The organism is Shewanella sp. VK101 (assembly GCF_056497865.1).
Genome location: NZ_CM151402.1, coordinates 3948916 through 3974581 on the forward strand (window position 1 = coordinate 3948916; position 25666 = coordinate 3974581).

Sequence of the window (25666 nt, forward strand, 5' to 3'; positions counted from 1 at the left end):
AGATAACTTCAGCTTACCGGCTCAGTTGCCTTTCAACTCTGTCTCGAGGAAGTCGGTCAGCGAACGGTACAGATGGGTGCGCACCTTATCGCCCCGCATCGAGTGCTTGGAACCGGGGTAATCTATCATGCGGAACAACTTGCCTTCATCCTGCAGCGCCTTGTATACCCGGGTGCTGTTCTCGAACAATACATTGTCATCGGCCATGCCGTGATACATCAGCAAGCCTGAACCATACTTGCTCACATAGGGGAAGACACTGCTGGCCTCGTAGCCCCGGGCGTTGTCGTCAGGATGGCCGAGGTAGCGCTCGGTGTAGTGGGTGTCGTACAGGGCCCAGTCGGTTACAGGGGCGCCACTGATGGCCGCCTTGAAGTAGTCAGGCGCCTTGAACAGGCTCATCAGCGCCATATAGCCGCCATAGCTGTGGCCATAGATGGCAATGCTGTCGGCCTTGACCCAGGGAAGGGTGCGCAGGAAATCGACACCTGTCTTCTGATCTTCCACTTCGGCTTCACCAAGATGGCGGTAGATTACCTGCTCGAAGGCCGTGCCTCTATGCGCCGAGCCCCGGTTATCCAGCTGGAACACGGCAAAGCCCTGCTGCAACAGATATTGAGTGTAGTAATCCTGCTCACTCCAGCTATTGACCACCAACTGGGCATGAGGCCCACCGTAAACCCGCACCACCACGGGGTATTTGGCCTGACTATCGAAATTCACCGGCTTGAACAGGCGGTATTGCAGCGCCTTGCCATCTTTGGCCTTGAGGGTGCCAAACTCGGGCAACTGCCACAGCCCGGCATAGTCATACAGAGGGTGTCCGGCCTTGACGGAGTTCTCTTCCACCCAAGCCAGATGCTCACCGCTTTGGTTGTGCAGACTCACCTGGGGAGGCTGCGACAGACTGTTGAAGTAGTCGAGGTAAACAGATTCCTTGTCGGCAAACACGGCGTTATGCATGCCGCCACGCTGGCTGATACGCTCTATCTCACCGCCATTGAGGCTGACCCGATACAGATGGCGCTCGACCACACTGTCTTTACGGCCACTGAAATAGACCCAGCCCTGCTTTTCATCTAGGTGTTCTATCTCATCGACCGCCCATTTTCCCCGGGTCAGTTGCCGTTTGACCTTGCCCTTGTCATCAAACAGGTAGATATGGTTGAAGCCATCACGCTCGGATGCCCAGATAAAGCCGGGCTGCTGCTTGAGAAAATAGAGGTCGTGGTTGAGGTTAACCCAGGCATCGCTGCGCTCGGACACCAGAGTCACGGCGCCTTTGCCCTCGCGGCTGTCTACCTGGCGCAGATCCAACTGCTGCTGACTGCGATTCTGCCACTGGAACGACAAGTGCTTGCTGTCCGGCAGCCATTTCACCCGCGGCAGATAGATATCTTTCTCACTGCCGAGATCCATCCATTGGGTCTTCCCGGACGCCAGCGATACTACCCCCAGGGCAATCTCGACATTGGGCTTGCCGGCATAGGGATAACGCTGCTCGGTCAGCTTGATGCCATCGGCATAGATCTCATTGCGGGTCACCAGCTCTACACCCGACTCATCGATGCGGGTATAGGCGATGGCCGATTCATCCGGTGCCCACCAGTAACCTGTCATACGGTCCATCTCTTCCTGAGCCACAAACTCGGCCATGGCGTTCTTGATGGCCCCGCCACCATCCTGGGTCAGCGCAGTGAGCTTATGGTCTTTCAGCTTGAGAACATAGAGGTTTTGTTCGGCCACAAAGGAGACAAAATTGCCCTTAGGCGACAGTTTGGCATCTGTAGCAAAGGCATCCCCAGTGGGCAGCAGAGTCACCTTGGCATCGGCCAGGCTGAAGTAGTAGAGCTTGCCGGCCGCCGGGATCAGCAGTGCCTGACTGTCGTCGGCCCAGAAGTATTCCATGATCCCCTGGCCATACACTCGCTGCCGCTCGCGGCGGGCCTTCTCTTCATCCGAAAGTTCACCGGCTTCGAGCCTGGAGGCGTCCAGCAGCAAACTGACCTGGCCTGTGGCGACATCCATCTGCCAAAGATCGTAGAAATACTGATTGTCTTTACGGCCCGCCAGGTAAGTAACCCGCTTGCCGTCGGGAGACAGTTTCAGCCCTCGGGGACTGGCACCGGCCAGTGCCGGTGAAGAATAGAGACGCTCAACCGTCAAAGGGGTTTTGCCACCCTCCAGAGCGAAAGACTGGCCGGAGGCCAGTGTCAAAGGTATTGCCATAAGCGCCGAAGCCATCCAAGTTTTTTTCATTATTATTTCCGGAATTGTAGGATACAGGGGCTTTGGCATCCGGCCACAGCCCAAAAAACAGCCCTCATTCTGCCCCAATTGACAAGGGATCGGCAAACCCGTGCAATTGGCCGCTGAAATATCGCCGGTTCTCGGTTATGATCCTGTCCCAGAAAAAGCTCAGACCTCTTTTAAGGAAACAAGATGCAGACTCTGGCCCAAACCCTCAAACAGCAGGCTGTCAGCCCAGCCTTGTCCCAATTGCTCCTCACTCTGGCCCAAAGCTCAGTCGCCATCAGTCAGGCGGTAAGACACGGTGCACTGGCCGGTGTGCTGGGCGCCACCACCCAGGAAAACGTTCAGGGTGAAACCCAAAAGAAACTGGATGTGATCACCAACGAAATGCTCAAAGATGCCCTCAAGGCCGAAAGCACAGTGCGCGCCCTGGCATCGGAAGAGGAAGATCATATTGTTGAAGTCGGTGACAGCGGTGAATTTCTGGTGTGTTTCGACCCACTGGACGGCTCTTCCAACATAGACATCAACTCGCTGGTGGGCACCATTTTTTCTGTGCTGCCGGCACCCGAGGGAGAGATCAGCGAGCAGAGTTTCCTGAAAAAAGGCAGCGAGCAACTGGCGGCGGCCTATGTGCTCTACGGCCCATCGACCATGCTGGCCCTGACCACAGGCCAAGGGGTACAACTCTTTACCCTGAACCCGGAGAGCGGTGAGTATCTGTTGACCAATGAAGCGGTGAACATTCCCAAAGACACCGCCGAGTTCGCCATCAATATGTCCAACCAGAGATTCTGGGAAGCGCCGATGCAGACCTATATTGCCGATCTGCTGCTCGGCAAAATAGGCCCGAGAGAGAAGTCGTTCAACATGCGCTGGATTGCCGCCATGGTGGGCGATGTGCACAGAGTATTGAGCCGCGGCGGCATCTTTACCTACCCAACTGACAACAAGAATCCGGATAAGCCCTACAAGCTGAGACTGATGTACGAAGCCAATCCTATGGCACTGCTGGTTGAACAGGCCGGCGGCAAGGCCAGCACAGGTTATCAGCGCATTCTCGACATCCAACCGGAGCAAATTCACCAGCGGGTAGCTGTCATTCTGGGCTCGGCCAATGAAGTCGATACCTGCCTCGAGTACCATCAGCAGGATTACAGCGGCGAGCCTGAACTCTAAACGCCGCTTGGGGCTGCCGGGGTCGGCAGCCCTGAACTGACGGTACAATTCAAGGCCTGAGACAGATAGCCTGGGATGAACTGTTGGCAATTAGTCTTAAGACTGCGGCCTTTCATTGGCAAGCCGTCAAATCGCGCTATAATACGCGCCACACTGAACTTCAGGCCGGACCTGAAATAGATTTATACACAGTCTAAGGATACTTCCATGAGCTTAAATGCAGTGCCTGCGGGCAAATCCCTGCCAGATGACATCTACGTGATCATCGAAATCCCACAAAACCACGACCCTATCAAGTATGAAGTGGACAAGGACACAGGTGCCTTGTTTGTGGATCGCATGATGACTGCGCCTATGTTTTATCCTTGCAACTACGGCTATGTGAACCAAACTCTGAGCCTGGATGGTGATCCGGTAGACGTGCTGGTTCCTACCCAGTATCCACTGCAGCCAGGCAGCGTTATCCGTTGCCGTCCAGTTGGCGTACTGAAAATGACCGACGAGTCAGGTGAAGATGCCAAGATTGTTGCCGTACCACACGAGAAGATCTCCAAGGAATACGGTCATATCCAGGATGTGAACGATCTGCCTGAGCTGCTGAAAGCCCAGATCAAACAGTTCTTCGAACACTACAAGGATCTGGAATCCGGCAAGTGGGTTAAAGTTGATGGCTGGGAAAATGCCGAAGCCGCCCGCGCCGAAATCCTGTCAAGCGCCGAGCGTTACAAAGGCTAAGTGGCCCTGTAACCCGAGGGTAAGCATAAAAGCCAGCCAACTGCTGGCTTTTTTATTGGCATTTCACAGCTTCAAGTGCATGGGTTTAAGTGCATAGGTTTAAGTTGGTTACCAGGAAGAATCCCCCGCCTATCAAGGCTCGCTGCTCCCGAGTCATCAGCCCTATTCCATCCAGCTTTGGTCCAATTGATAGCCATTAGTTAAAACCGTCTCTCAGGGCCAAACTTCCAGACTACAGGCAATGAGTTTCAAACAGGATAAATAGACAAAAGCCATATACAGTACGGCATGTAAACCTAAAGTCATACAAATGAGAAGTTACCAGCAAACGAAACAATAATAATTACCCAAAAAACAACCTCTGCTATAAAATCGCCAAGCTTTTGACAAAAGTACTTAATTTGACGCCGTTAGTTAACCTTTCCAAGAGACACTATGAATAAGTTGCTGCTGTCTGCACCTCTGCTAAGCGCGTTGGCTTTGACGGCATTTCATTGCCGAGGTGATGTAGAACATTTCCACCAGATATCCTTCCATCAGGATGCGACTCAACTGCAGATACAGTGCTCAGTGCAACAACCCCAGCCGAGATTGATAGTGAGGGTGCCTCAGTCTTATGCCTATAGTCAGGATCCCAGTGTCTTGGTGTTAAGAACCGCCGATGGTGAGATCCTGCAACTAGCCAGCGTGAGCTCGTTGACGACACTCACCACCCAGGCCCGCGCCGATGAAGATCTCTGGGCCGAACTGACCTCGCTCCACAGTGAGCCAATTTCGCTTGAAGTTATCTCGTTTCGTTCCGGTGGCTCTTTCTCATCGGCTATCCAGATGAGTGATTTCCAAACCAGTCTGGCACAGCTCAAATCCAGCTGTCAGCCATAAAAGAATCCGGCCTGTGGCCGGATTCTTTATCAGGCGTTAACCGCCTCTGTCTGATGTACCTTCTCTGTTTGGTCCACTATGGTAAGCACTGCAGCGTCGCCCACCACATTGCAGGAAGTCAGTACCATATCTATGATTCTGTCCAGCGCCGCCACTATCGCAAAAGCTTCCACGGGTAAGCCCAGTTGATGGATTAATACACCTATCATCACCATACCGCCGCCGGGAACCCCGCCGGCGCCCACCGACAGCAGAAAGATACTGAATATCAGAGTTGGCAGCTGTTCACTGGAGATAGGCTGACCAAAGGCGTTGGCGACAAAGAAGATGGCGATAGTGATATAAATCGACACGCCGCCCATATTCATGGTGGCACCCAGAGGCACGCCAAACCCTGCCACTGCTTTGTTAACCCCGAGCTTTTCGGTCAAGGTTCGCATGGTCACCGGGATGGTGGCATTGGAGCTGGCAGTCGACAGAGAGAAAAGGATCTGCTCTTGGGTCTTGGCACGAAAACTCTTGGCACTGACCGGGGTGAACACAGCCACAGCCAGAGGATAAACAATGAAAATCCACAGCAGCAACATGGTTAGAATAATCGCCATATAACCCAGCACACTGAGAAAGACTTTGGCTTCCAGGGTGGCACCCAGTTTGAACATCAGCGCAAACACACCAAATGGCGCCAACTGCATCACAGTCATAATGAGCTTCATCATGATCCTATTGGCGACCTGAAAGCCTCTGACAGCTGAGCTGCCGGCTTCATCCAGCGACTTGATAACTCCGCCCAGCAGCAGCGCCATAAAGATCACCTGCAACATGTTGCCCGACATAAAGGCATCGACAGGATTGCTTGGCACTATGCCGACAATCAGACTCATCAAATTGGGCAGTTCAGTCGCGGTAATGGCCACATCCGTGCCACCACTCATATCAACCCCGACACCGGGCTGCAGCAATAGTGACACACACACCGCCGCCAGGATGGCGACCAGAGTATTGATGATATAGAAGCTGAAAGTCTTGCCGCCCAAGCGGCCGAAGCTCTTGAGATCCTGCAATTCGCAGACACCACAGACTATGCTGACAAACACCAGCGGCATCACCAGCATCATGATCATATTGACAAACATGGTGCCTGCCGCGGTGGCTACCTCGACCAGGGTACCGGAAAAGAAGCCGATATGGCCCAGCCCATATTGCACCACAGAGCCCAACAACAGGCCGCTGAACAGACCCATAAAGATCCGTCCGGAAAGAGATTTGAGTATCGCCATTGTACGTTCCAATTCGGCATCGTTCCTGATGCACAACTGTCTTCCCTGTTCGCTCTGGGAAGGGATAGTGAAACATGCTACTCAAAAGTTCAATGACAAAATGATCAAAACTCGCCTGGGCAACATGCAACAGCTGTCAAATAAAATGCAGAAGACATTGTTTTTAAATAATTTTTAAACTTATTAAATAAATTCACTCAAGAATGGCGCGTTTACAAAAGCACAAATCAGAAACAAATAGCAAACAAATACAAAATACCTGACAGTGAATAACTCCAAAAAATCATATATACAAGCATTAAAAACCAATAAATATAGAAATGGCAGTGAGCAAATTAGACGAGCCGCTATTTTACTGCAGATCCTGCTTGTTAATTTCGTCATCAAACCGGAATTTCCTGCCTGCACAGCTTCAGGCACAAAAGCAGCCACAGAGCAAACCACGCATAAAAATACGAGATAAACAGCGAAGGAGGAAACCACAAATACGGGACAGGGGAAGCATAAATGCGCTATCGGAAAAGATAGTCATCTAGCTAAAAAATGGACAAAAAAAAGCCGGTGGGGCGCACCGGCAAATCAAGCAACATATTACCTGAGAGGCTCAGGAAAAACGCCTGACGATGCAGGCGGTCACCACAAGAAAAGGCCATCGGGTGATGGATAGACTCAAAAATGGCAGTAACCCTTGTGGCCAGGTCACCTACTTGAATCAAATTCGGTTAAGTCAAACAAAAATCAACGCAAATAAGGGCGCGCCGAGCACCATGGCAATGCCGGTAAAGATCATCGTCAAGCTGGCAATCACGCCTTCCTGCTGACCAAACTCACTGGCTTTGGCGGCGCCGGCCCCATGGGCAGAAGCACCGAGTGCCACCCCTTTCCCAAGAGATGTTTTTATCCTCGCCAATTTAAACAGCGGCTCACACACCAGCATGCCTATCACGCCGGTGAGCAACACCAACATGGCGGTTAATTCCGGCACGCCACCGAAGGCACCAGTGGCCTCCATGGCAAATGGAGTCGACACAGAGCGTACCAGTACGCTGTGGCTCAGTTCACTGGGCAGAGGCACCAACTTGACCAACAGCCAGGATGACACCAGGCCCAACATGAGTCCGGCCATAACCCCAAGGCTAATGGTGATCGGATAACGGCGGATTAACTTGCGCTCGCGGTAAATAGGTACAGCGAAAGCTATGGTCGCCGGAGCCAGTAATGCCATCAGCCAATGGGTGTACTCAAAATAGGTTGGCAGAGGGATCGCCAACAGCAGCACCACGGCCAGCACGGCCAAAGGCGCCAAAAATATCGGTGCCAACCACCAGCTACGATGCCTGCGATATAAAGCCTTGGCGCCGTAATAACAGATAAGAGTGATCAGCAGACTCAAGAGAGCAAGCAAGGTATGAGACATAGAGTTACCCTTGCACTCCATGTTTGGCCAGTTGGCGTTTCAAATTGAGGCGCCGCTCGAAGCGAAACACTCTATCCACTACAAAACCGGTTCCCAGCAATACCGAAGCGCTGCCGAGCACCAGGGTCAGCATAATATTGAAACCATACTCCTCCAGCAGGGTTTCATACTTGAGTACTGAAATCACGGGTGGAATAAAAAACAGCAAGAGATCGCCAATCAACCAGGCCGCTCCCAGTTGCAACGCCTTTTCCGGTATAAGCTTGAGCCCGAGTGCCAACAACACTACCAGCATCCCAAGCACACTGCCGGGAATGGGAGAATGCAAAGCGGCAGCCAAGGCATGAGTGGCCCATGCAAGCAAACAGATAGCCGCAATTTGCAGCAAGGTCGCGCTTATGTGTTTGCCTTGGAGCCAAATGACTTTGGCTACTCTGTGAGGAGAAGCCGGGCGTTTGCTGAGGGAGTGCATATCTTTACCGAATAACTTAACTGGGGTTTATTCTAGGCTTGCAATATCAATAAAAAAAATGAATATTAAGCATAGTTTGCATTCCATAGAGTTATTCAATTGGATCTGAAAGTTGTTCGCTACTTTATTGAGATAGTGGATGCCGGCGGATTTGCCAAAGCGGCGGAAAAGATCCACCTGACCCAACCTGCGCTGTCCAAGTCTATTCGCCAGTTGGAACAGGATCTGGATCTTGTGCTCTTGGAAAGGGGCAAACGCGGCAGCCAGTTACGTCCCACAGCAGCCGGAGAGGTCGTCTACCGTCACGGCCAGGAACTATTGAATGTACGTCGCAACATGCTCAGAGAGCTGGCGGCACAGCGCAGTCTCAACTCGGGTGAACTGCATCTGGGACTGGCCCCCCTCGGCAGTGCCGAACTCTTTGCTCCTGTCATCGCCCGCTTTCGCAGCCGCTATCCCAAGGTGCAGATGCATCTCTTGGTTCGCGGCGGCGTAGAGCAAACCGCGGCCCTCAAGAAGGGGGAAATCGAGCTGGCAACCGGGATCATCTCCTTTGAGGATGAGTTTGATGGCATCAGGATCCGCCGCGACCCAATGGTGGTGGTATTGCCAAGACAACATCCTTTAGCCAATAGCCAAGAGCTGACCCTCAAGGCATTGGCAGATATTCCACAGATACTGTTCGAACCCGAATATGCCCTGCATGAGCTGGTGATAAATGCCTGTCAGAGAGCCGGCTTCAGCCCCAAAGATGTGACTCGGGTAAGTCATCCCGACTTTGGTATCGCCCTGGTGGCAGCAGGCACAGGTGCCATGATACTGCCAAGCTTTATTGCCGAGCGCCACGCGGTGGCCGGGGTGATCAGTATTCCTCTGGCCGCCTCAGATCTGATCTGGGAGCTGTCGCTGTTCTGGCGCCGGGGGCAACCACTGTCTTTTGCCGCCCAGGCCATGGTCGAGCTGGTCAGACAACGGCTGGCACTGAGCTGAAATCCCGACGCTTCAAGCGCTGCAGCCGAGTTAATTTTCGCCAACCGAGTCACAGCGTACCGTTACAACAGTACAAACTCATTGACACCCTCTTTTCGCGCCGCTAAGGTGAATCACACTTTTCCGGGCCCAATGGGCCCGGGGTTCATTTACACAACCCGAGGTTCGCAATGCGGCCAATACACAAGCTTTATCTCTATCCCAAGCCACAGTGGCTTTGATGGGGATAATGACCTGAACTTCCCTCTCCTGTGAGCCATTGTGGCTTTGTTGTCAGGTTTCGTTACCGGTTATCCGGCTCTCTTGGGGCCCCCTCAAACCAAAACCCTGGGGATCCAGTACGAAAATGCTTGTTGAGAAAGTAATAAAATGAAGAACAACAAAACCTTCGGTAGCATGCTGATCATTGCAGGCACCACGATAGGCGCCGGGATGCTGGCACTGCCGCTGGCTTCTGCCGGCCTGGGTTTCGGGGTCGCCTCGATACTGATGCTACTACTCTGGGGATTGATGAGCTACACAGCGCTGTTAATGCTGGAAGTGCATCAACATGCCCCGGCTCATGCCACTCTGCACACCTTGGCGCACAAGTTGCTCGGCCGTAAGGGGCAGTTGCTGGCCAGCCTGGCGATGATGTTCCTGCTGTACGCCCTGTGCGCCGCCTATATTGCCGGTGGTGGTGACCAGCTCAACGATAAATTGGTTCGCTATGCGGATTTAACACTTCCCCCCCAGGTGGGTGCCATTGGCTTTGCCCTGCTGATAGCCCTGGTGGTCGCCATAGGCACTCATTCGGTCGATATGATTAACCGGGTGTTATTTGCCTTGAAGATCATTGCCCTGGTCATCATGTTGGCGCTGCTGTTGCCCCACGCCCAAGGCGGATACCTGCTGGAGCTGCCGTTGCAGCAAGGTTTGGTCATCTCTGCCCTGCCGGTAATCTTCACCTCTTTTGGGTTTCACGGCTCTATCCCCTCTGTGGTGCGCTATGTGGGGCTGGATATCAAGGCGCTGAAGAAGATCATGATTGTCGGCTCAGCCCTGCCGCTGCTGGTTTACCTGCTTTGGCAACTGGCCAGTCAGGGCGCCTTGAGCCAGAGTGAATTAATGGCCTCCAAGGAGCTCCCCAAATTCATCAATGGCTTGGGGCAACTGCTGCATAACCCCATGATAGGCCAGACTGTATCCATATTTGCCGACCTGGCACTGGCCACCTCCTTTCTGGGAGTCAGCCTGGGGCTATTTGATTTTATGGGCGATATTCTGCGCCGCAACGACAGTGCCGGCCACAGGCTGCAAACGGCGGCCATCACCTTCCTGCCTCCACTGGGATTTGCCCTCTTCTACCCTCAGGGATTTATGGCCGCCCTGGGCTATGCCTCGATAGCTTTGGTGATACTGGCAGTATTCCTGCCCGTCGCCATGGTCTGGAAGCAAAGGAGCCAGCCAATGTCCGAGGGCAGCTACCGGGTTGGCGGCGGCAAAGTGGCACTCATGCTGGCAGCGCTGTGCGGGGTGGTGATTATTCTCAGCCAACTGCTGCAAATGGCCGGGATACTGACCAAGGTAGGCTAACAAGGGTGAATAGACTGTATTGAGTCGGCAAACTGGCCGCCGTCCATTCTTAAAGTAAAACGCAGCTCTCGGGCTGCGTTTTACTTTGGTTCATCCTTCAGTTTATCGGTTCCAACGATACTCTGAAGCGACTGGCTGACAGCTGGGAAAAAACCAGGTCAAACCCTTCCGGGATCTCTTGCTCACTGATGACGACTCGCTGATCCAGCTGCTGTTCCAGGGCCTGTTGGCGCCGCTGCTGCCTTTGCTGCATTGCGCTCCTGCCACTGATAAAACTGGCGCCGCCAAGCAAGACTCCAACCAGCGCCAGCAGATTGGCCACCATGGGATTGCCTATTTGCAGCGCACTGGCGTCATCCAGCAGCCACCAGAGAATGGAGGCACTCAGCAGTAATACCCCAAAGGCCAACCTGGCTATCGCGCTCGGCGCATTGTCTATCGGCAATACCAACTGGATATCGGCGGGTAAGTCTGCAAGGGTTACAGTCTGGGGTAACGGCTCGTCCTGCGCTGAGGCACTCTGGGGATCGGGCATAAATCATCCTTAATTTGAATGGAATGGGCTGAAACACGCGGGTCGGCTTCAACCCAATTTAACGACATCTTGTCCTTATGTCTGTGGTTACTGCCGTTCACAACGACCGGTTCATTATACGCAAGCATCAAGAAGCGCCGCAAACTCAATGTGTTATCAATTTGAACTCTGCTGGAAATCTGTGCATTTTGTGGCGGCAATAGCGCCTGCTGTACTCACTTGGCAAACTTGACCCCAATAGTGACGGCAGACACAATAGCGCCGGAGACTCATTTGACGGAGCCCGTGGTGAGCGGTCAGCAACAGATACCAGAGCTGAAATTGGGACTGGCCATGTGGTCCCATAACCAGTGGCAGCAAAGCCTTTATGGAAAGGGGACGCCTCAAGCCGAGCGTCTGGCGCGCTACGCCGAGGTTTTCAATACGGTGGAGGGCAACACCAGCTTTTATGCCACCCCGTCAGCAAACAGCGTCAGTAACTGGCGCGATGCCGTGGGTGAGGACTTTCGCTTTACCTTTAAACTGCCACAGGAGATCACTCACAAGTTGCAACTGAGGCACTGTGACGATGAGCTCAAGCAGTTCCTGCAGGTAATGTCGCCACTGTTTGCCAAGACAGGCCTGTGGAAAATTCAGTTGCCCGGCTATTTTGGCCCAGAAGCCCTTGGGGCACTGGACGCCTTTCTTGGCAAATTGCCAACCGAGTTGCCTCTTGGGGTTGAGGTGCGCCACCCAGCCTTCTTTGCCAAAGGGGAAGCCGAGCGTCGACTCAACCGCTTGCTGCTGCAGCGCTCGGTCAACCGCATCATAATGGACACCCGACCGGTATTTGCCGCGCCGCCAAACAGTGCCGCCGTCATCGATGCCCATGAAAAGAAACCCAAAGTACCGGTACATGCCATAGCCACCGGCCGCTATCCCACAGTACGCTTTATCGGCCACCCTGAGCTTGAGGCCAATCAGGGCTTCTTCGCGTCTTGGCTGGACAAGCTATGCCAATGGCTGGAAGAGGAGCGCCAACCCTATCTGTTCATCCACACCCCGGATAATGCCCAGGCACCTGAGCTGGCCATAAGCCTGCAGCGTCTGCTGAGCGCTCGCTGGCAAGCCAAACACGGCCAACCTCTTCAGGCGTTTCAGCTGGCTGAAAAGGCTGACTCCCAAAACCAACAGCTGGGTCTGGCACTGTGACCGGCACAAGCTATTTATCCGCGAGGTCCTTATGCTGAGTTGTTTGGCGATAGAAAATTACCGCTCGTTACGTGAAGTGGCGTTGCCGCTGGAGCGCCTGAACCTGGTGACAGGCAGCAACGGGAGCGGCAAGTCCAATCTCTACAAGGCGTTGAGACTGCTGGCGCAAACAGCTGATGGTGGCGTGGTCAAGGCATTGGCAAAAGAAGGCGGCCTGGAGTCCAGTTTCTGGGCCGGTCCGGAAAAGTTCAGTCGCGATATGTTGGCAGGTACGGCCAACATAGAAGGAACCGTGCGCCACCAGAGCAAACGTCTTAAATTGGGTTTTGCCGCCGATGACTTTAGTTATCTCATCGAACTTGGACTCCCCAAACCTGACTCTACGACGCTATTTGGCCTGGATCCCCAAATCAAACGCGAAGCCATCTGGTGCGGCTCCCTCTATCGGCCTGCCTCTGTGTTGGTCGAGCGCCGCGCTGCCCTGGTCAAAAGACGCGGGGAGCATGGCTGGCAACTACTGGACAACCATCTCCATCTCGGCGACAGCATGCTCAGCCAACTGGCCGATCCTGAACGCAGCCCAGAGATCCTCACCCTCAGGGACAGAATTCGAGCCTGGCGTTTCTACGATCATTTCCGCAGCGATCAACAAGCACCGGCCCGTCGAGCGCAACTGGCGACCCTGACCCCAGTGCTGCACCATGATGGTCGCGATCTGGTATCGGCGATTCAAACTATTTTCGAGATAGGTGATGCCGACGCCTTCCATCATGCGATCAAAGATGCCTTTCCCGGTGCCACTATCAGCATAGTGGCCACGGGTGCCGGCATGCTGCAACTGGCATTTCACCAACAAGGCCTGCTAAGACCCCTGTCGCTGAGTGAATTGTCCGACGGTACTCTAAGGTACTTACTGTTGGTGGCTGCTTTACTGACTCCCAGACCGCCGGAGTTAATGGTGCTTAACGAGCCCGAAACCAGCCTGCATCCCGATCTCTTGCCCGCGCTGGCGCGTTTAATCATCAAGGCCTCTTCTGTGTGTCAGCTCTGGATAGTGTCACACGCCGCAAGATTAATCCATGCGCTGGAAACCCAGGGAGACTGCAACACATTGCAGCTGGATAAACAGCTGGGGGCCACTTGTGTCCAGGGGCAAGATTTGCTCTCGACTCCGCCGTGGCGCTGGCACAATAACTAGCCCGCGATTGCGGGCTAAGGTGAGTGACTCGAATCCTTACTTCCTGGCACCGACCGGGATCATTATGTGGGCATAGGGCGTGCCCTTCCACATCACATAGGGCCCACCTTGAGCCGGGTCAGTCGGCAAACTGTCGAGCATGGCAGGATCCGGCAGCAGAATCATCAGGTGCGGCCCTTCGACTATCCATTGATTATCCGCGGTTTCCATTTCGGCATAAGGGTCGATATTGCTGGCCCCACCATCACCGGCCAGCATGTAGGAAATTCCTATCGCTTTGGCTTGAAATGGTTTTTTCTCCATCCAGGCGTGTGCCCATTCCATCCAGGGACCATCCATACACATGGGAGCCGTTCCCTTAAGCTGTGGCGGAGTTGGAAAGCAGGTGTAGCTGCCATCACCTTGTTGCAGCACATTCTTGTTCCAATCAACAACGGTAACACTGGCACGTATGGTGGGCGGAGCGGCACTCAGGGCGTCATCCAACATCATCTGCTGTGCTTCAGTGAGTGCGGCATGGGTGGCACTGGCGAAGGAAGACAGGGTCAAAGTCAAAATTAGAGCTGAAGTTTTCATCAAATCAGCCTCCAGGTTGAACTCGGATACAACAACACCGAGATCTCCAGTATAGTTTCTGCAGAAAAAATCGATTTTGCCCCGTAAATTCAATATATTGGACTAAGATAAAACCAAAACCCCATGAGGAGACAAAATGTTTTCTCTGTCCCAGACCTTATCTATCTTCGCCGCTTTACCGGATCCCGTGTTTATTCTGACCCGCAGTGGCCGCTATGCCGCGGTACTGGGAGGTTCCGACAGTCGCTACTATCACGACGGCACAACCTTGATAGGGCAATACATCTCCCAGGTCATCCAGCAGCCCAAGTGCGAATGGTTTCTGAGCCAGATAGCGCAAGCCTTGCTGAGCCGCCGTCTCTGGGTGGTGGAGTACAGCCTTGGCGGCAACGACGTCAAGGGACTCACAGAGCAAGGCCCCGCAGAGCCCATCTGGTTTGAAGGTCGGGTACAGGCGCTGGATTTTCAAATAGAGGGTGAAGATGCCGTGGTCTGGGTAGCCAGCAATATTACCCGCCGCCATCAATTGGAGCAGGAGCTCAGGGAAAGATGCGAGCGCGATCCGCTTACTCAGTTATACAACCGCCGTAAATTGCTCAAATTGCTGACAGAAAACCTAACCCTGTTTCAGCGTTACCGAACCCCGACCAGCATATTGATCTTCGATCTCGATAACCTCAAGAAACTCAACGACAGCTCTGGCCATCTGATGGGCGACAAGGCGATAGTCACCCTGGGAGAGGTCTGCCTGGCCAGCCTCAGAACTCAGGATATCGCCTCCCGTTACGGCGGCGATGAATTTGTCATTCTTATGCCCCACACTGCTGCCGAGCAGGCATTACCCATAGCCGAGCGCCTACGAAGCGAGTGTGCCCGGCGCCTCAGAGCCTTTGGGATTGCCGCTGAATGCGCCAGTATCAGCGGCGGCCTCAGCGAGTTTCAATGCAGTGATACCAGCATAGATGCCGTGGTTTCCAGGGCCGATGGCGCCCTTTACCAAGCCAAAGCACAGGGTCGCAACCGGATTGTGCTGGCCAAGGGGCCTGAGTGCACTGAATCGCCCTAAAAAACACGGGCAAACAAAAAGCCGGCACTTGGCCGGCTTCTTCATTGCATAGACTCGTCTAATTCGAGCGACTGAACTTAAGCCTGTGGGCGCATGGCCGGGAACAGGATCACGTCACGAATGGTGTGAGTGTTGGTAAACAACATCACCAGACGGTCGATACCTATGCCCTGACCGGCTGTCGGTGGCAGGCCGTGCTCCAGCGCCGTAATATAGTCGGCATCATAGAACATGGCTTCGTCGTCACCGGCATCCTTGGCTTCAACCTGAGCCTTGAAGCGGTTGTCCTGATCTTCGGCGTCATTGAGCTCGCTGAAGCCGTTGGCCACTTCACGACCACCGATGAAGAACTCGAAGCGGTCAGTGATAAAGTCGTTGTCATCGTTGCGACGGGCCAGTGGCGAGATGTCAGCTGGGTAGCCGGTGATGAAGGTAGGCTGCATCAGTTTAGGCTCGGCGGTTTCACCGAAGATCTCTTCCAGCAGTTGACCACAGGTCCAGAAAGATTCGATTTCCAGTCCTACATCCTTGGCCAGCTTACGCATAAACTCAAGATCCTTGACCTCTTCATAGGTCATGGCCTGAATCGTGGCGTTGTCTGGGTTGTAGTGCTGAATCGCTTCCAGCATGCTCATGCGGGCGTAAGGGCCGCCGAAATCGATGCTGTGCTCACCGTAAGGCAACTTGGTGTCACCCAGCAGATCCTGAGCGATGGAAGACAGCATCTCTTCGGTAAGATCCATCAGATCGCGGTAATCTGCGTAGGCCATATAGAATTCCATCATGGTGAATTCAGGGTTATGGCGTGGCGACAGACCTTCGTTACGGAAGTTACGGTTGATTTCGAACACTCGCTCAAAACCACCGACAACCAGACGCTTGAGGTACAGCTCAGGCGCAATACGCAGATACATGTCGATATCCAGCGCATTGTGGTGAGTGATAAATGGACGCGCGGAAGCACCACCCGGGATGACATGCATCATAGGGGTTTCCACTTCCATAAACTCTTTTTTCACCATGAAGTTACGTATGGCTGAAACCACTTTGGAGCGCATGACGAAGGCATCACGGGAATCCTGGTTGACGATCAGGTCAACATAACGCTGACGGTAACGGGTTTCCTGATCGGTCAAACCGTGGAACTTCTCAGGCAGTGGGCGCAGCGCCTTGGTCAGCAGCTGATACTCTTCCATATTAACGTACAGGTCGCCCTTACCGGACAGGTGCAGAGTGCCTTTAACACCAACTATGTCGCCGATATCCAGGCCCTGATAGCGTTCTTTCAGATCAGCCTGTACTTCTTTGCCGGCATAGGCCTGAATGCGACCGGATACGTCCTGCAAAACCAGGAAGGGGCCACGCTTGGCCATGATCCGACCGGCAATGGCGGTCTTGAAGCCCAGAGACTCGAGCTCTTCTTTGCTCTTATCGGCGAACTGCGCCTGCAGCTCGGCAGCCTTGTGGCTGCGACGGAAAGTGTTAGGGTGACCATTGGCCGGGCAGCCCTGGCGTACATGTTCCAGCTTGGCGCGACGTTCCGCGATCAGCTTGTTCTCATCCAATACTTGTTCAGTCATTTTCCGCTTCTTCTCTGTTACAGCCCGGACTTCAGGCTGGCTTCAATAAATCTGTCCAGATCACCGTCCAACACGGCCTGGGTATTACGGGTTTCCACCCCGGTGCGCAGATCCTTGATGCGGGAATCATCCAGCACGTAGGAGCGGATCTGACTGCCCCAACCTATGTCCGACTTGGCATCTTCCGCCGCCTGCTTCTCGGCGTTTTGCTTTTGCATCTCCAACTCAAACAGCTTGGCTTTCAGCTGTTTCATTGCCGTGTCTTTGTTCTTGTGCTGTGAACGGTCGTTCTGGCACTGCACCACGGTATTGGTCGGAAGGTGGGTAATACGCACCGCAGATTCGGTTCTGTTAACGTGCTGACCACCGGCACCCGAGGCGCGGTACACGTCGATACGCAGATCGGCCGGATTGATGTCGATCTCGATGGAGTCGTCAATCTCAGGGTAAACAAACACAGAACAGAATGAAGTATGGCGACGGCCACCCGAGTCAAAGGGCGACTTACGCACCAGACGATGCACGCCGGTTTCGGTTCTCAGCCAGCCATAGGCGTATTCACCACTGAACTTGATGGTGGCACTCTTGATACCGGCCACATCACCGTCTGAGACTTCGATAAGTTCAGGGTTGAAGTCATGTTCTTCACCCCAGCGCAGATACATGCGCAGCACCATGTTGGCCCAGTCCTGTGCTTCGGTACCGCCGGAGCCGGACTGAATGTCCAGATAGCAGTCGGAAGCGTCCTGTGGACCCGAGAACATACGGCGGAATTCTAGCTCTTCCAGGCGCTTTTCCAGTTCGCCCAGTTCACTGTTGGCATCATTGAAGGTTTCTTCATCTTCCTCTTCAATGGCCAGTTCCAGCAGCCCCTCGACATCTTCGAGGCCCGCATCCATATCGTCTATGGTCTTAACCACAACTTCCAGCGCCGAGCGCTCTTTACCCAGGGCCTGAGCGCGCTCTGGCTCATTCCATACTTCGGAGCTTTCCAGCTCGCGGCTTACTTCTTCCAGACGCTCTTTCTTGGCGTCATAGTCAAAGATACCCCCTAAGGAGCATTGTGCGGTCGGCAAGCTCCTTGATTTTGTTTTTTACCGGATTGACTTCAAACATGCGATTTCAACTTTCTTTGGTGTTAAGGACGTATGCAAACGAGGGATTTTAACCCAAGCAGCCGCTGAAACCTATGCCACAGCGGGCAGAAGCTTGATTTTTTTTCGCCGGCGCCGCATTCCGCGTCTGTTCCGATAAAGCATCTGACACACTCTAGCCAATTCCGCGGTGAAAAAACTGTGACAAAAAATCAAATATGCCAACTCAATCAGTAAATAAACCGGACGAGCATGCCGATCAGCAGCCTTCAATGACAGGCTATACTTGCAACCATGGAGCAGAAAAATTGCTGTTATCAGGAAGACGAGGGCTTTTGCTGTGAGGAACCGGCCGGTGAGTCAGGCCTCTGTTACTGGCACGACCCGAGAATCGTCAAAAACCACCCCGAAGACAGGGCCAGGCTCGAAGCCTTCGCCCGCGGCGGCGGCATGCTCAGAGGCATCTGCCTCAAGGGTGCTGAACTGGCCGGTATCGATCTGGTAAAACATCACTCCAAAACCGGCTATGACATGAGCTATGCCGAGCTGTATCGGGCCAACCTTCAAGGCGCCCACATGTTCAATCTGACTCTGGATAACACCAGCCTGATGAAGGCCGACCTGCGTGACGCCAACCTGCACTGCGCCAAGCTCAACAACTGCAATCTGCTGGGAGCCAAATGGAATGGTGCCCGCATCGAGAATATCTACACTGGCAAGCTATTGCGTCAGGAACGCATGGCACTGCAGGCAGAAAGAGTCGGTGAACGTGAAATCGCCCGCGACTACTTTGAACAGGCCGAAGAGATCTACCGGGATCTGCGCAAGGCGGCCGAGCGTGAAGGCCTGTTTGCCATGGCCGGCCTCTACATTCGCCGCGAGCTCACCATGCGGCGCCATCTGCTACCCAAATGGAGCGGCAGAAGGATGTTATCCAAGTTGATTGATCTCTTCTGCGGTTATGGCGAAGACCCGCTCAGGGTGGTGATTTTCTCGCTGGCTTTGGTGTTTGTCTGTGCCTTCATCTACTGTTTTACCGGCGTCAGTTATGATGGCCGGATCCATCAGTTTGCCCCGGGCCGCGCCATCACAGACTATCTGTCACTGTTCGGCAACTGCCTGTATTACTCGGTGGTAACCTTCACAACCCTGGGATACGGCGACTTCACCCCTGTGGGTTTTTCCCGCGCCGTGGCCGCCATTGAAGCCTTCACCGGCAGTTTCACCATAGCCCTGTTTGTGGTGGTGTTTGTCAAGAAGATGACCCGCTGAGCCAGATCACACTGGCCAAAATCCATTTTTCAGATGAGTGCACAGAGTCGATAGGCTTTGTGAATTCCCCGGCAAAAGCCTGCTCCAGCTCAATGAAGCAAACCCCGCGATCGATATACTGCATGGTTATCAGCTTAATTAGTCCCTACTTCACCGCCATCACGGTGAGCAAATAACAAGGCTGCCCATGTTTGAGATCTATATCGACGGCCAGGCCGTCAGCGCCTTTGAGGGCGAGACCCTGTTGCAGGCGGCCCAGCGGGCCGGCATCGACATTCCTTGTCTGTGTCACCATACAGACCCCGGTTCGGCTACCACAGAAGGCGCCGATGAACACCTGTGCCAACTGACCCGGCTCGACCAGATAATGGCCGATGGTGACAGACCGCTGCTGGCCTGCTCGACTCCGGCAATTGCCGGAATGCAGCTCAAGAATCATACCCAGGCAGTGCACAGCCATCGGCAGCAGACGCTGAAACGGATATTGAAAGATCACTTCGCCGATTGCGAAGCCCCCTGCCAGCAAGCCTGCCCGGCAGGCGTCGATGTGCAGTCTTATCTGTATCACATAGGTCAGGGCAACCATACAGAAGCGGTGCGGATCCTCAAGCAGACCCTGCCTCTGCCTCTGTCTATCGGTCGGGTCTGCCCGGCATTTTGTGAAAGTGCCTGTCGCCGCGCCCTGATCGATGAGCCACTGGCGATACGTCAGCTCAAGCGCCACGCCGCCGATCTGGACTTGGCCGATACCGAGCCCTATCAGCCGCCCAAGGCCGATCCCAGCGGCAAGAAGGTGGCCATAATCGGCGCCGGGCCAGCCGGGCTCAGCGCCGGTTTCTTCCTCGCCAATCAGGGCCATGACGTGGACATCTTTGAGGCTGCTCCCAAGGCCGGTGGCTGGCTAAGATACGGCATTCCCGAGTATCGCCTGCCCAAGGCAATACTCGATAGAGAGATAGCGCTGCTGGAGCGCAGCGGCATCCGCATTCACACCAACACAGCAATAGGCGAGCAGATACGGCTGCCGAAACTGGCCGAAGAGTATCATGCCCTCTGTCTGGCGATGGGCGCGCAAAAGGCCGTACCACTGGAGTATCCCGGCAGCGACCTGCCCGGCTGCTATCTCGGGGTCGACTACCTTAAAGATCTGGCAATGGACCACCAACTGGTCACGGGTAAGAAAGTGGCCGTTGTCGGCGGCGGCAATACCGCTATCGACTGTGCCCGCAGCGCCAGACGCCTCGGCGCCGAGGTGACGCTGATCTACCGGCGCACCAAAGAGGAGATGCCGGCCGAAGCCTTTGAAATTCATGAAGCTGAGCAGGAAGGGATCCACTTCCTGCTGCTGACCAATCCTGTGGCCAACCATGCCGGCAGTGACGGCCGTCTTGCACGAGTCACGCTGGAAAAAATGTCCTTGGGCGAACCGGATGCCTCCGGCCGCCGCCGGCCTCAGCCCAGCGGCGAAACCTTCGACTGCGAGTTTGATACCCTGATCGCCGCCGTATCCCAATCACCGGATCTGGCCTTTCTGCAGCAGCCTGAAAACCGTCTGCTGCAAGGCTCTCCGGCGCTCAGCCACTGGAATACGATCAACGGCTGCGACATCAGCATGAGCACTGGGCTTGAAAAACTGTTTGTTATCGGCGATGTGCGCCGCGGACCCGCCACTGCGGTGGAAGCGGTCGCCGATGGTCGCCGCGCCGCCGAAGCTATAAACGCCCTGTTCAATCAGGGGCTCAGTTGCCCACTGACGCCGGTGGCGTTCAATGCCAGCAAGGCGATAGGTCTCAAGTCCCAACAGGATTTACCCAAAGATCTTTTCCCTTCACAGGTCAAAAGTGCCAGGGTCAAGATGCCGGAGTTACCTGTAGCCGAGCGCCTGAGCAACTTTGCCGAAGTAGAGCTGGGACTGACGCCGCAAATGGCCGAAGCCGAGGCCAAACGCTGCCTCGAATGTGGCTGTCAGGCCAATATGGACTGTCGCCTGCGAGACTATGCCAGTGAATACAAGGTCAGCAGCCAGGGCTTGCTAGAGCAAGATAGCAGTGGTGACTCGGCGCTGCAGGCCAGACACTTTGCCCAGGATTTGAGCACACCCTTTATCCGTTTCGATGCCAACCGCTGCATCAGCTGCGGTGCCTGCGTTGACATCTGCCACCGCCGCAGTGGCCACAAGGCCATCAGCTTTGAGGCCAACCAATTCTCGGCGCTGCCGGGAGGCAGTAGCGAACGCCGGGCCCCCAGAGCCGGTTTCAGCGTTTCCATGGCCGACAGCGATTGTGTTCAGTGCGGCAACTGCCTGCAGGTGTGCCCAACCGGCGCCCTGGTCGATGCCCGCCACAAGACCCAAGGACAAGCCCCCGACACCAAGGTGACCAGCACCATCTGCACCTATTGCGGCGTGGGTTGTCGCATCCGCTTCAAGGTAGACACCACCCAGAATCGTATCCTTACGGCCGAGGGCGATGTGCGCTCACCTGTGAACCAGGGCATGCTCTGCGTCAAGGGCCGCTTCGGCTTTGACTTTATCAACAGTGAAGAGCGCCTTACCCAGCCGCTGGTTCGCCGTAACGGCAAATTGGAACCCTGTAGCTGGCAAACGGCCATCAGCTATATTGCCGCCCACTGGCAAGAACAATTGGAACAGTTTGGCCCGAGTTCATTCGGCGCACTGGCATCCGCCAAGGCCACCAATGAAGAGAACTTCCTGCTGCAAAAGCTGTTCAGAGCCGTTATCGGCAGCAACAACATAGATCACTGCGCCCGCCTGTGCCATGCCTCCACAGTGACCGGGCTCTACGATGCCCTCGGCAGCGGCGCCATGACCAATGATATTCCCGGCATAGAGGATTCAGATCTCATCTTTATCCTGGGCTCGGATACCGACTGCGCCCACCCCATCATAGCCTCGAGGATCAAGTCGGTCGTCAGCCGCGGCAAGGCAAGGCTCCTGGTCGCCGACCCCAAGCGGGTCAGCATAGCCGACAGTGCCGAGCTGTTTGTGCGTCATCGCCCCGGCAAAGATGTGATGCTGCTCAACGCCATCATGCAGCAAATACTACTCAACGGCTGGCATGACAAGGCCTATATCCGCAGCCGCACCACAGGCTTTGAGGCCTTGCGCGAAGAGCTGTTGCGGCCGGACTACAGCCTGGAGCAGGCCGCCAGGGTGACAGGCGTCAGCTGCAGCGAAATAGCGGCCATGGCCGAGATGCTGGGCACCGCCCAAAAGACCGCTCTCTACTACGCCATGGGAATTACCCAACACACCACAGGCCATGACAATGTCACCGCCATTGCCAACTTGCAGTTATTGCTGGGTAACCTCGGGCTCAACGGCGCCGGGATCAACCCTTTGCGCGGCCAGAGCAATGTCCAGGGTGCCTGTGATATGGGCGCCCTGCCCAACTATTTCAGTGGCTATCAACGTCTGGATGACGATGCTGCGCGGCTGAAACTGGCGCGGGCCTGGGACACAGATAAGCTGAGCCCTGAGACAGGCATTCCGGCCTCTCATATGATGCAGGCGATTTTGGATGGCCGGCTTCAGAGCCTGTTTGTGATGGGCGAAAACCCGGTACTGAGCGACCCCGACCAGGCACATGTGCTCAAGGCGCTGAAAAAGCTGCCATTTTTGGTAGTGCAGGATATCTTCCTCACGGAAACCGCCGAAATGGCCGATGTGGTATTGCCGGCAGCGGCCTTTGCCGAAAAGCGCGGCCACTTCACCAATACCGAGCGCCGGGTTCAACGACTGGAAGTCGCCTTGCAATCGCCAGGTAGTGCCCGTCCGGACTGGCAGATACTGCAGCTGCTGGCCAATGCCATGGGCGCCGACTGGCACTATAGCGATGAACAGGCAATTTGGCAGGAAGTCACGGCCCTGACCCCTAGTTATGCCGGGATCAGTTGGCACAGAACCACGGATAATCCGGCCGGGTTGCAGTGGCCTTGCCCAGATGAGCAACATCCGGGTACCCGGGTATTGCACCGCAACAGCTTTACCCATGGCAAAGGGCGACTGCAGCCGGTCAATTATCGTTTACCGGCTGAGCTGCCGGACGATGACTATCCCTTGATGCTGTCGACCGGACGCCTGCTGGAGCAGTTCCACACCGGCACCATGACTCGTAAAACCGCCGGGCTGGACGAACTCGGCTCCCCCAGAGTGATGATCTCGGTTGAGGATGCCGAGCGTTTGGGCGTCGGCAAGGGCGACTGGCTCAAACTGGAAAGCCGCCGCGGTGAAATCTTTATTCAGGCCTTTGTCAGCCGCCGGGCTCAGCCTGGGGTGCTGTTCCTGCCATTCCATTTCGTGGAGGCGGCGGCCAACAAGCTGACTATCAATGCGCTGGATCCCGTGGCCCATATTCCTGAGTTCAAGGTGTGTGCCGTCAAGGCGGAGCGCGCCGAGGCGCCCCCAGCGACTTGAAATTGAGCCACATTAAAAACGGCGCCATGGTTGGCGCCGTTTTTTATTTCCTTATTTTCCTACTTGAGCACTGAAGCCAGTGAAGGATAGGTGTTAGACCCGAAACTGATTGACCAACTTGCCGAGGTTATCACCACTGTGGGACACAGTCTGACTGACCCTTGCCGCATCTTCGCTGGAATGCAGCAGCTCGGCAACTATCTCCTGAATGGCGTAGATATTCCTGTTAATCTCCTCAGTCACCGAACTCTGCTCTGTGGCGGCGGTGGCGATTTGGGTACTCATATCATTGATGGAGGTGACTGAGCTGGTCACAGCTCCCAGGCTTTCGGAGATAAGCTTTGACGACTCGACACTGCGGTGGCAACTCTGCTGACTCTCTTCCATGGCACTCACCGCCTGACTCACCAGACGATGCAGCTCGCTGAGCATCTCGTTGATCTCCAACGTGCTGGCCTGAGTACGACTCGCCAGACTGCGCACTTCATCGGCCACCACGGCAAAACCTCGGCCCTGCTCACCGGCGCGAGCCGCTTCAATGGCAGCATTCAATGCCAGCAGGTTGGTCTGCTCGGCGATGCCGCCGATGACAGACAAGACGCTGTTGATCCGCTGTGATTGCTCGCTGAGCGACTGAATATGGTTGGCGGCGCTGTTGATTTCCGCCATCAGGGTCGAGATCTCAGTTAGCGAGGTATCGACGCACTCCTGGGCCTTGGCCACTTCGTCGGTAGCCACATGAGTCGCCTCCGCTACCTGGGTGGTGTTCATCGCCACTTCCTGAGCGGTGGAAGACATCTCGGTAATGGCGGTCACCACCTGATCGGTTTCATTGTTGTGGTTCACCAATTGGGATGCTATCGCCTGGGTCTGGGAATGGATGGAACCGGCGGCATCCTGCACTTCATGGGTGGCCGTGGTGACATCGCGGATGATGTGCTGCAGTTTTTCGACAAAGCGATTGAACGCCAGCCCCAACTGGGCAATCTCATCTTCACCGCGCACCTGCAGGCGCTTGGTCAGGTCCCCTTCCCCCTGAGCGATATCGTTGAGGTTATCCAACATATTGCGGATAGGGATTATCATCCGCTGAGCAGTAAAGAGAATGGCAAACACAGTAACCAGAGTCAGCACCAGCGACATCAACAGCACCCCTATGGTCTTGGCCTGCATCTCCTCGGTGGCGGTTTGTCGATAAGCGGCAACAGCCGCCTCTATGTCATCCACATAAACACCTGTGCCTACCAACCAGTCTTTCCCCGGGACCCGGATGGCATAGGCTATCTTTTCCACCAGGCCCGTCACTCCGGGTTTGGCATGGAAGTAGTTGATAAAGCCTTTACCACTTCTGGCGGCATCGATAAGACCGCGCACAATTTGTGTGCCATTGGGGTCTGTCATGCCGCTTTGATCTGTGCCTTCCTGCTCAGGCTTAACCGCATGAAATACACTGATCCCATTGAAATCATAAATGAAGAAGTATCCGGCACTGCCAAACCTCTGTTGCCGCAACGCCGCGTTGACATCACCTCTGTCTCCCAGACCGAGTTGATAGTTGATGTTTTCCAAAGCCAGCCCTGTCGCATCCTTGAGTTGCTGTTTTCGTTCATCGACCAACTTTTGTTTGAATAAAGCGATCGAATTTTCCAGTGATTGATGTTCGGCACGATAGGAATACCCCATCACCAATATCAAAGTCAGAATTAAAGGTAGTAAAGCCAGCAGCAAGAATTTGCTTCTCAAGCTCAGAGCAGACAAGGACATAACTTCCCCCCAGTAGCTGTCAGACACTCTTTACTGAGTATAGTCCCGCGCCCCAACATGCAATATCAATATGATTACAAATAAAACAATTAACAAACAAATGATTCAAAATGTTACACAAATTACTTTTTTACCTTACGACCAACCGAAAGGTTCCACGATTGGCGGGGAT

The 25666-nt window shown here is 54.6% G+C and carries 19 protein-coding genes; 10 read left to right on the plus strand and 9 right to left on the minus strand.

Translation table 11 applies throughout. The annotated features are described in order from the left end of the window. Nucleotides 1-21: 21 nt before the first annotated feature. Nucleotides 22-2259: a S9 family peptidase gene (locus ACSHSR_RS17655; RefSeq protein WP_479631001.1), complete on the minus strand. Its 2238-nt coding sequence runs from the start codon at nt 2257-2259 to the stop codon at nt 22-24. A 183-nt stretch (nt 2260-2442) separates the two neighbouring features. On the opposite strand from ACSHSR_RS17655, the gene ACSHSR_RS17660 reads away from it, so the two are divergent. From ACSHSR_RS17660 to ACSHSR_RS17670, 3 genes are all read left to right on the plus strand, one after another. Beyond that, the gene (locus ACSHSR_RS17660) at nt 2443-3432 is read left to right on the plus strand and encodes a class 1 fructose-bisphosphatase (RefSeq protein WP_335922690.1); all 990 of its coding nucleotides are present in this window, start codon (nt 2443-2445) and stop codon (nt 3430-3432) included. A 207-nt stretch (nt 3433-3639) separates the two neighbouring features. Then, entirely contained in the window at nt 3640-4167 is a 528-nt protein-coding gene (ppa, locus tag ACSHSR_RS17665; RefSeq protein ID WP_044735135.1) for an inorganic diphosphatase, read from the plus strand. A 435-nt stretch (nt 4168-4602) separates the two neighbouring features. Beyond that, nucleotides 4603-5049 carry a hypothetical protein gene (locus ACSHSR_RS17670; protein ID WP_045283010.1) on the plus strand — a complete coding sequence of 149 codons (447 nt, stop codon included), beginning with the start codon at nt 4603-4605 and terminating at the stop codon, nt 5047-5049. Nucleotides 5050-5078: 29 nt separating this feature from the next. Here ACSHSR_RS17670 and ACSHSR_RS17675 read toward each other — a convergent pair whose 3' ends face one another. The 3 genes from ACSHSR_RS17675 to ACSHSR_RS17685 all read right to left on the minus strand — a co-directional run bounded on the left by ACSHSR_RS17675 (nt 5079) and on the right by ACSHSR_RS17685 (nt 8218). Continuing rightward, on the minus strand, nt 5079-6323 hold the full coding sequence (locus tag ACSHSR_RS17675) for a dicarboxylate/amino acid:cation symporter (protein WP_028779431.1): 1245 nt from the start codon (nt 6321-6323) through the stop codon (nt 5079-5081). A gap of 733 nt (nt 6324-7056) precedes the next feature. Next, entirely contained in the window at nt 7057-7746 is a 690-nt protein-coding gene (locus ACSHSR_RS17680) for an LrgB family protein (protein ID WP_025008959.1), read from the minus strand. A gap of 4 nt (nt 7747-7750) precedes the next feature. Beyond that, nucleotides 7751-8218, minus strand: coding sequence for a CidA/LrgA family protein (locus ACSHSR_RS17685; protein WP_025008958.1), 468 nt, complete (start codon nt 8216-8218; stop codon nt 7751-7753). A 99-nt stretch (nt 8219-8317) separates the two neighbouring features. On the opposite strand from ACSHSR_RS17685, the gene ACSHSR_RS17690 reads away from it, so the two are divergent. Both ACSHSR_RS17690 and ACSHSR_RS17695 read left to right on the plus strand, forming a co-directional pair. Then, entirely contained in the window at nt 8318-9208 is an 891-nt protein-coding gene (locus tag ACSHSR_RS17690) for a LysR family transcriptional regulator (protein ID WP_044735137.1), read from the plus strand. Between the two features lie 369 nt (nt 9209-9577). Next, nucleotides 9578-10783, plus strand: coding sequence for an aromatic amino acid transport family protein (locus tag ACSHSR_RS17695; protein WP_479631002.1), 1206 nt, complete (start codon nt 9578-9580; stop codon nt 10781-10783). 97 nt (nt 10784-10880) lie between these two features. Here the strand turns inward: ACSHSR_RS17695 and ACSHSR_RS17700 are convergent, their stop codons facing one another. After that, nucleotides 10881-11318 carry a hypothetical protein gene (locus ACSHSR_RS17700; RefSeq protein ID WP_025008957.1) on the minus strand — a complete coding sequence of 146 codons (438 nt, stop codon included), beginning with the start codon at nt 11316-11318 and terminating at the stop codon, nt 10881-10883. Nucleotides 11319-11651: 333 nt separating this feature from the next. Between ACSHSR_RS17700 and ACSHSR_RS17705 the strand changes: the two genes are divergently transcribed. Both ACSHSR_RS17705 and ACSHSR_RS17710 read left to right on the plus strand, forming a co-directional pair. After that, complete coding sequence (locus ACSHSR_RS17705) at nt 11652-12509, plus strand: DUF72 domain-containing protein (RefSeq protein WP_071238509.1); 858 nt, start codon at nt 11652-11654, stop codon at nt 12507-12509. 31 nt (nt 12510-12540) lie between these two features. Further along, entirely contained in the window at nt 12541-13707 is a 1167-nt protein-coding gene (locus ACSHSR_RS17710) for an AAA family ATPase (RefSeq protein WP_101058630.1), read from the plus strand. Between the two features lie 36 nt (nt 13708-13743). Here the strand turns inward: ACSHSR_RS17710 and ACSHSR_RS17715 are convergent, their stop codons facing one another. Then, nucleotides 13744-14283, minus strand: coding sequence for a hypothetical protein (locus tag ACSHSR_RS17715; protein ID WP_025008956.1), 540 nt, complete (start codon nt 14281-14283; stop codon nt 13744-13746). 136 nt (nt 14284-14419) lie between these two features. On the opposite strand from ACSHSR_RS17715, the gene ACSHSR_RS17720 reads away from it, so the two are divergent. Then, nucleotides 14420-15349 carry a GGDEF domain-containing protein gene (locus ACSHSR_RS17720; protein WP_101058629.1) on the plus strand — a complete coding sequence of 310 codons (930 nt, stop codon included), beginning with the start codon at nt 14420-14422 and terminating at the stop codon, nt 15347-15349. Between the two features lie 77 nt (nt 15350-15426). Here the strand turns inward: ACSHSR_RS17720 and lysS are convergent, their stop codons facing one another. After that, a complete protein-coding gene (gene lysS / locus ACSHSR_RS17725) occupies nt 15427-16929 on the minus strand; it encodes a lysine--tRNA ligase (RefSeq protein ID WP_028779438.1) in 1503 nt (500 codons plus the stop codon). A 17-nt stretch (nt 16930-16946) separates the two neighbouring features. Further along, a protein-coding gene (gene prfB, locus ACSHSR_RS17730; protein WP_181317282.1) for a peptide chain release factor 2 occupies nt 16947-18045 on the minus strand; the annotation gives its coding sequence in 2 pieces (ribosomal slippage) (nt 16947-17969 and nt 17971-18045; 1098 coding nt in all). A 272-nt stretch (nt 18046-18317) separates the two neighbouring features. On the opposite strand from prfB, the gene ACSHSR_RS17735 reads away from it, so the two are divergent. Continuing rightward, complete coding sequence (locus tag ACSHSR_RS17735; protein WP_107110799.1) at nt 18318-19295, plus strand: ion channel; 978 nt, start codon at nt 18318-18320, stop codon at nt 19293-19295. A gap of 187 nt (nt 19296-19482) precedes the next feature. After that, complete coding sequence (gene fdhF / locus ACSHSR_RS17740; protein ID WP_479631003.1) at nt 19483-23730, plus strand: formate dehydrogenase subunit alpha; 4248 nt, start codon at nt 19483-19485, stop codon at nt 23728-23730. A 93-nt stretch (nt 23731-23823) separates the two neighbouring features. Here the strand turns inward: fdhF and ACSHSR_RS17745 are convergent, their stop codons facing one another. Beyond that, entirely contained in the window at nt 23824-25488 is a 1665-nt protein-coding gene (locus tag ACSHSR_RS17745) for a methyl-accepting chemotaxis protein (RefSeq protein ID WP_044735949.1), read from the minus strand. Nucleotides 25489-25666 lie beyond the last annotated feature (178 nt).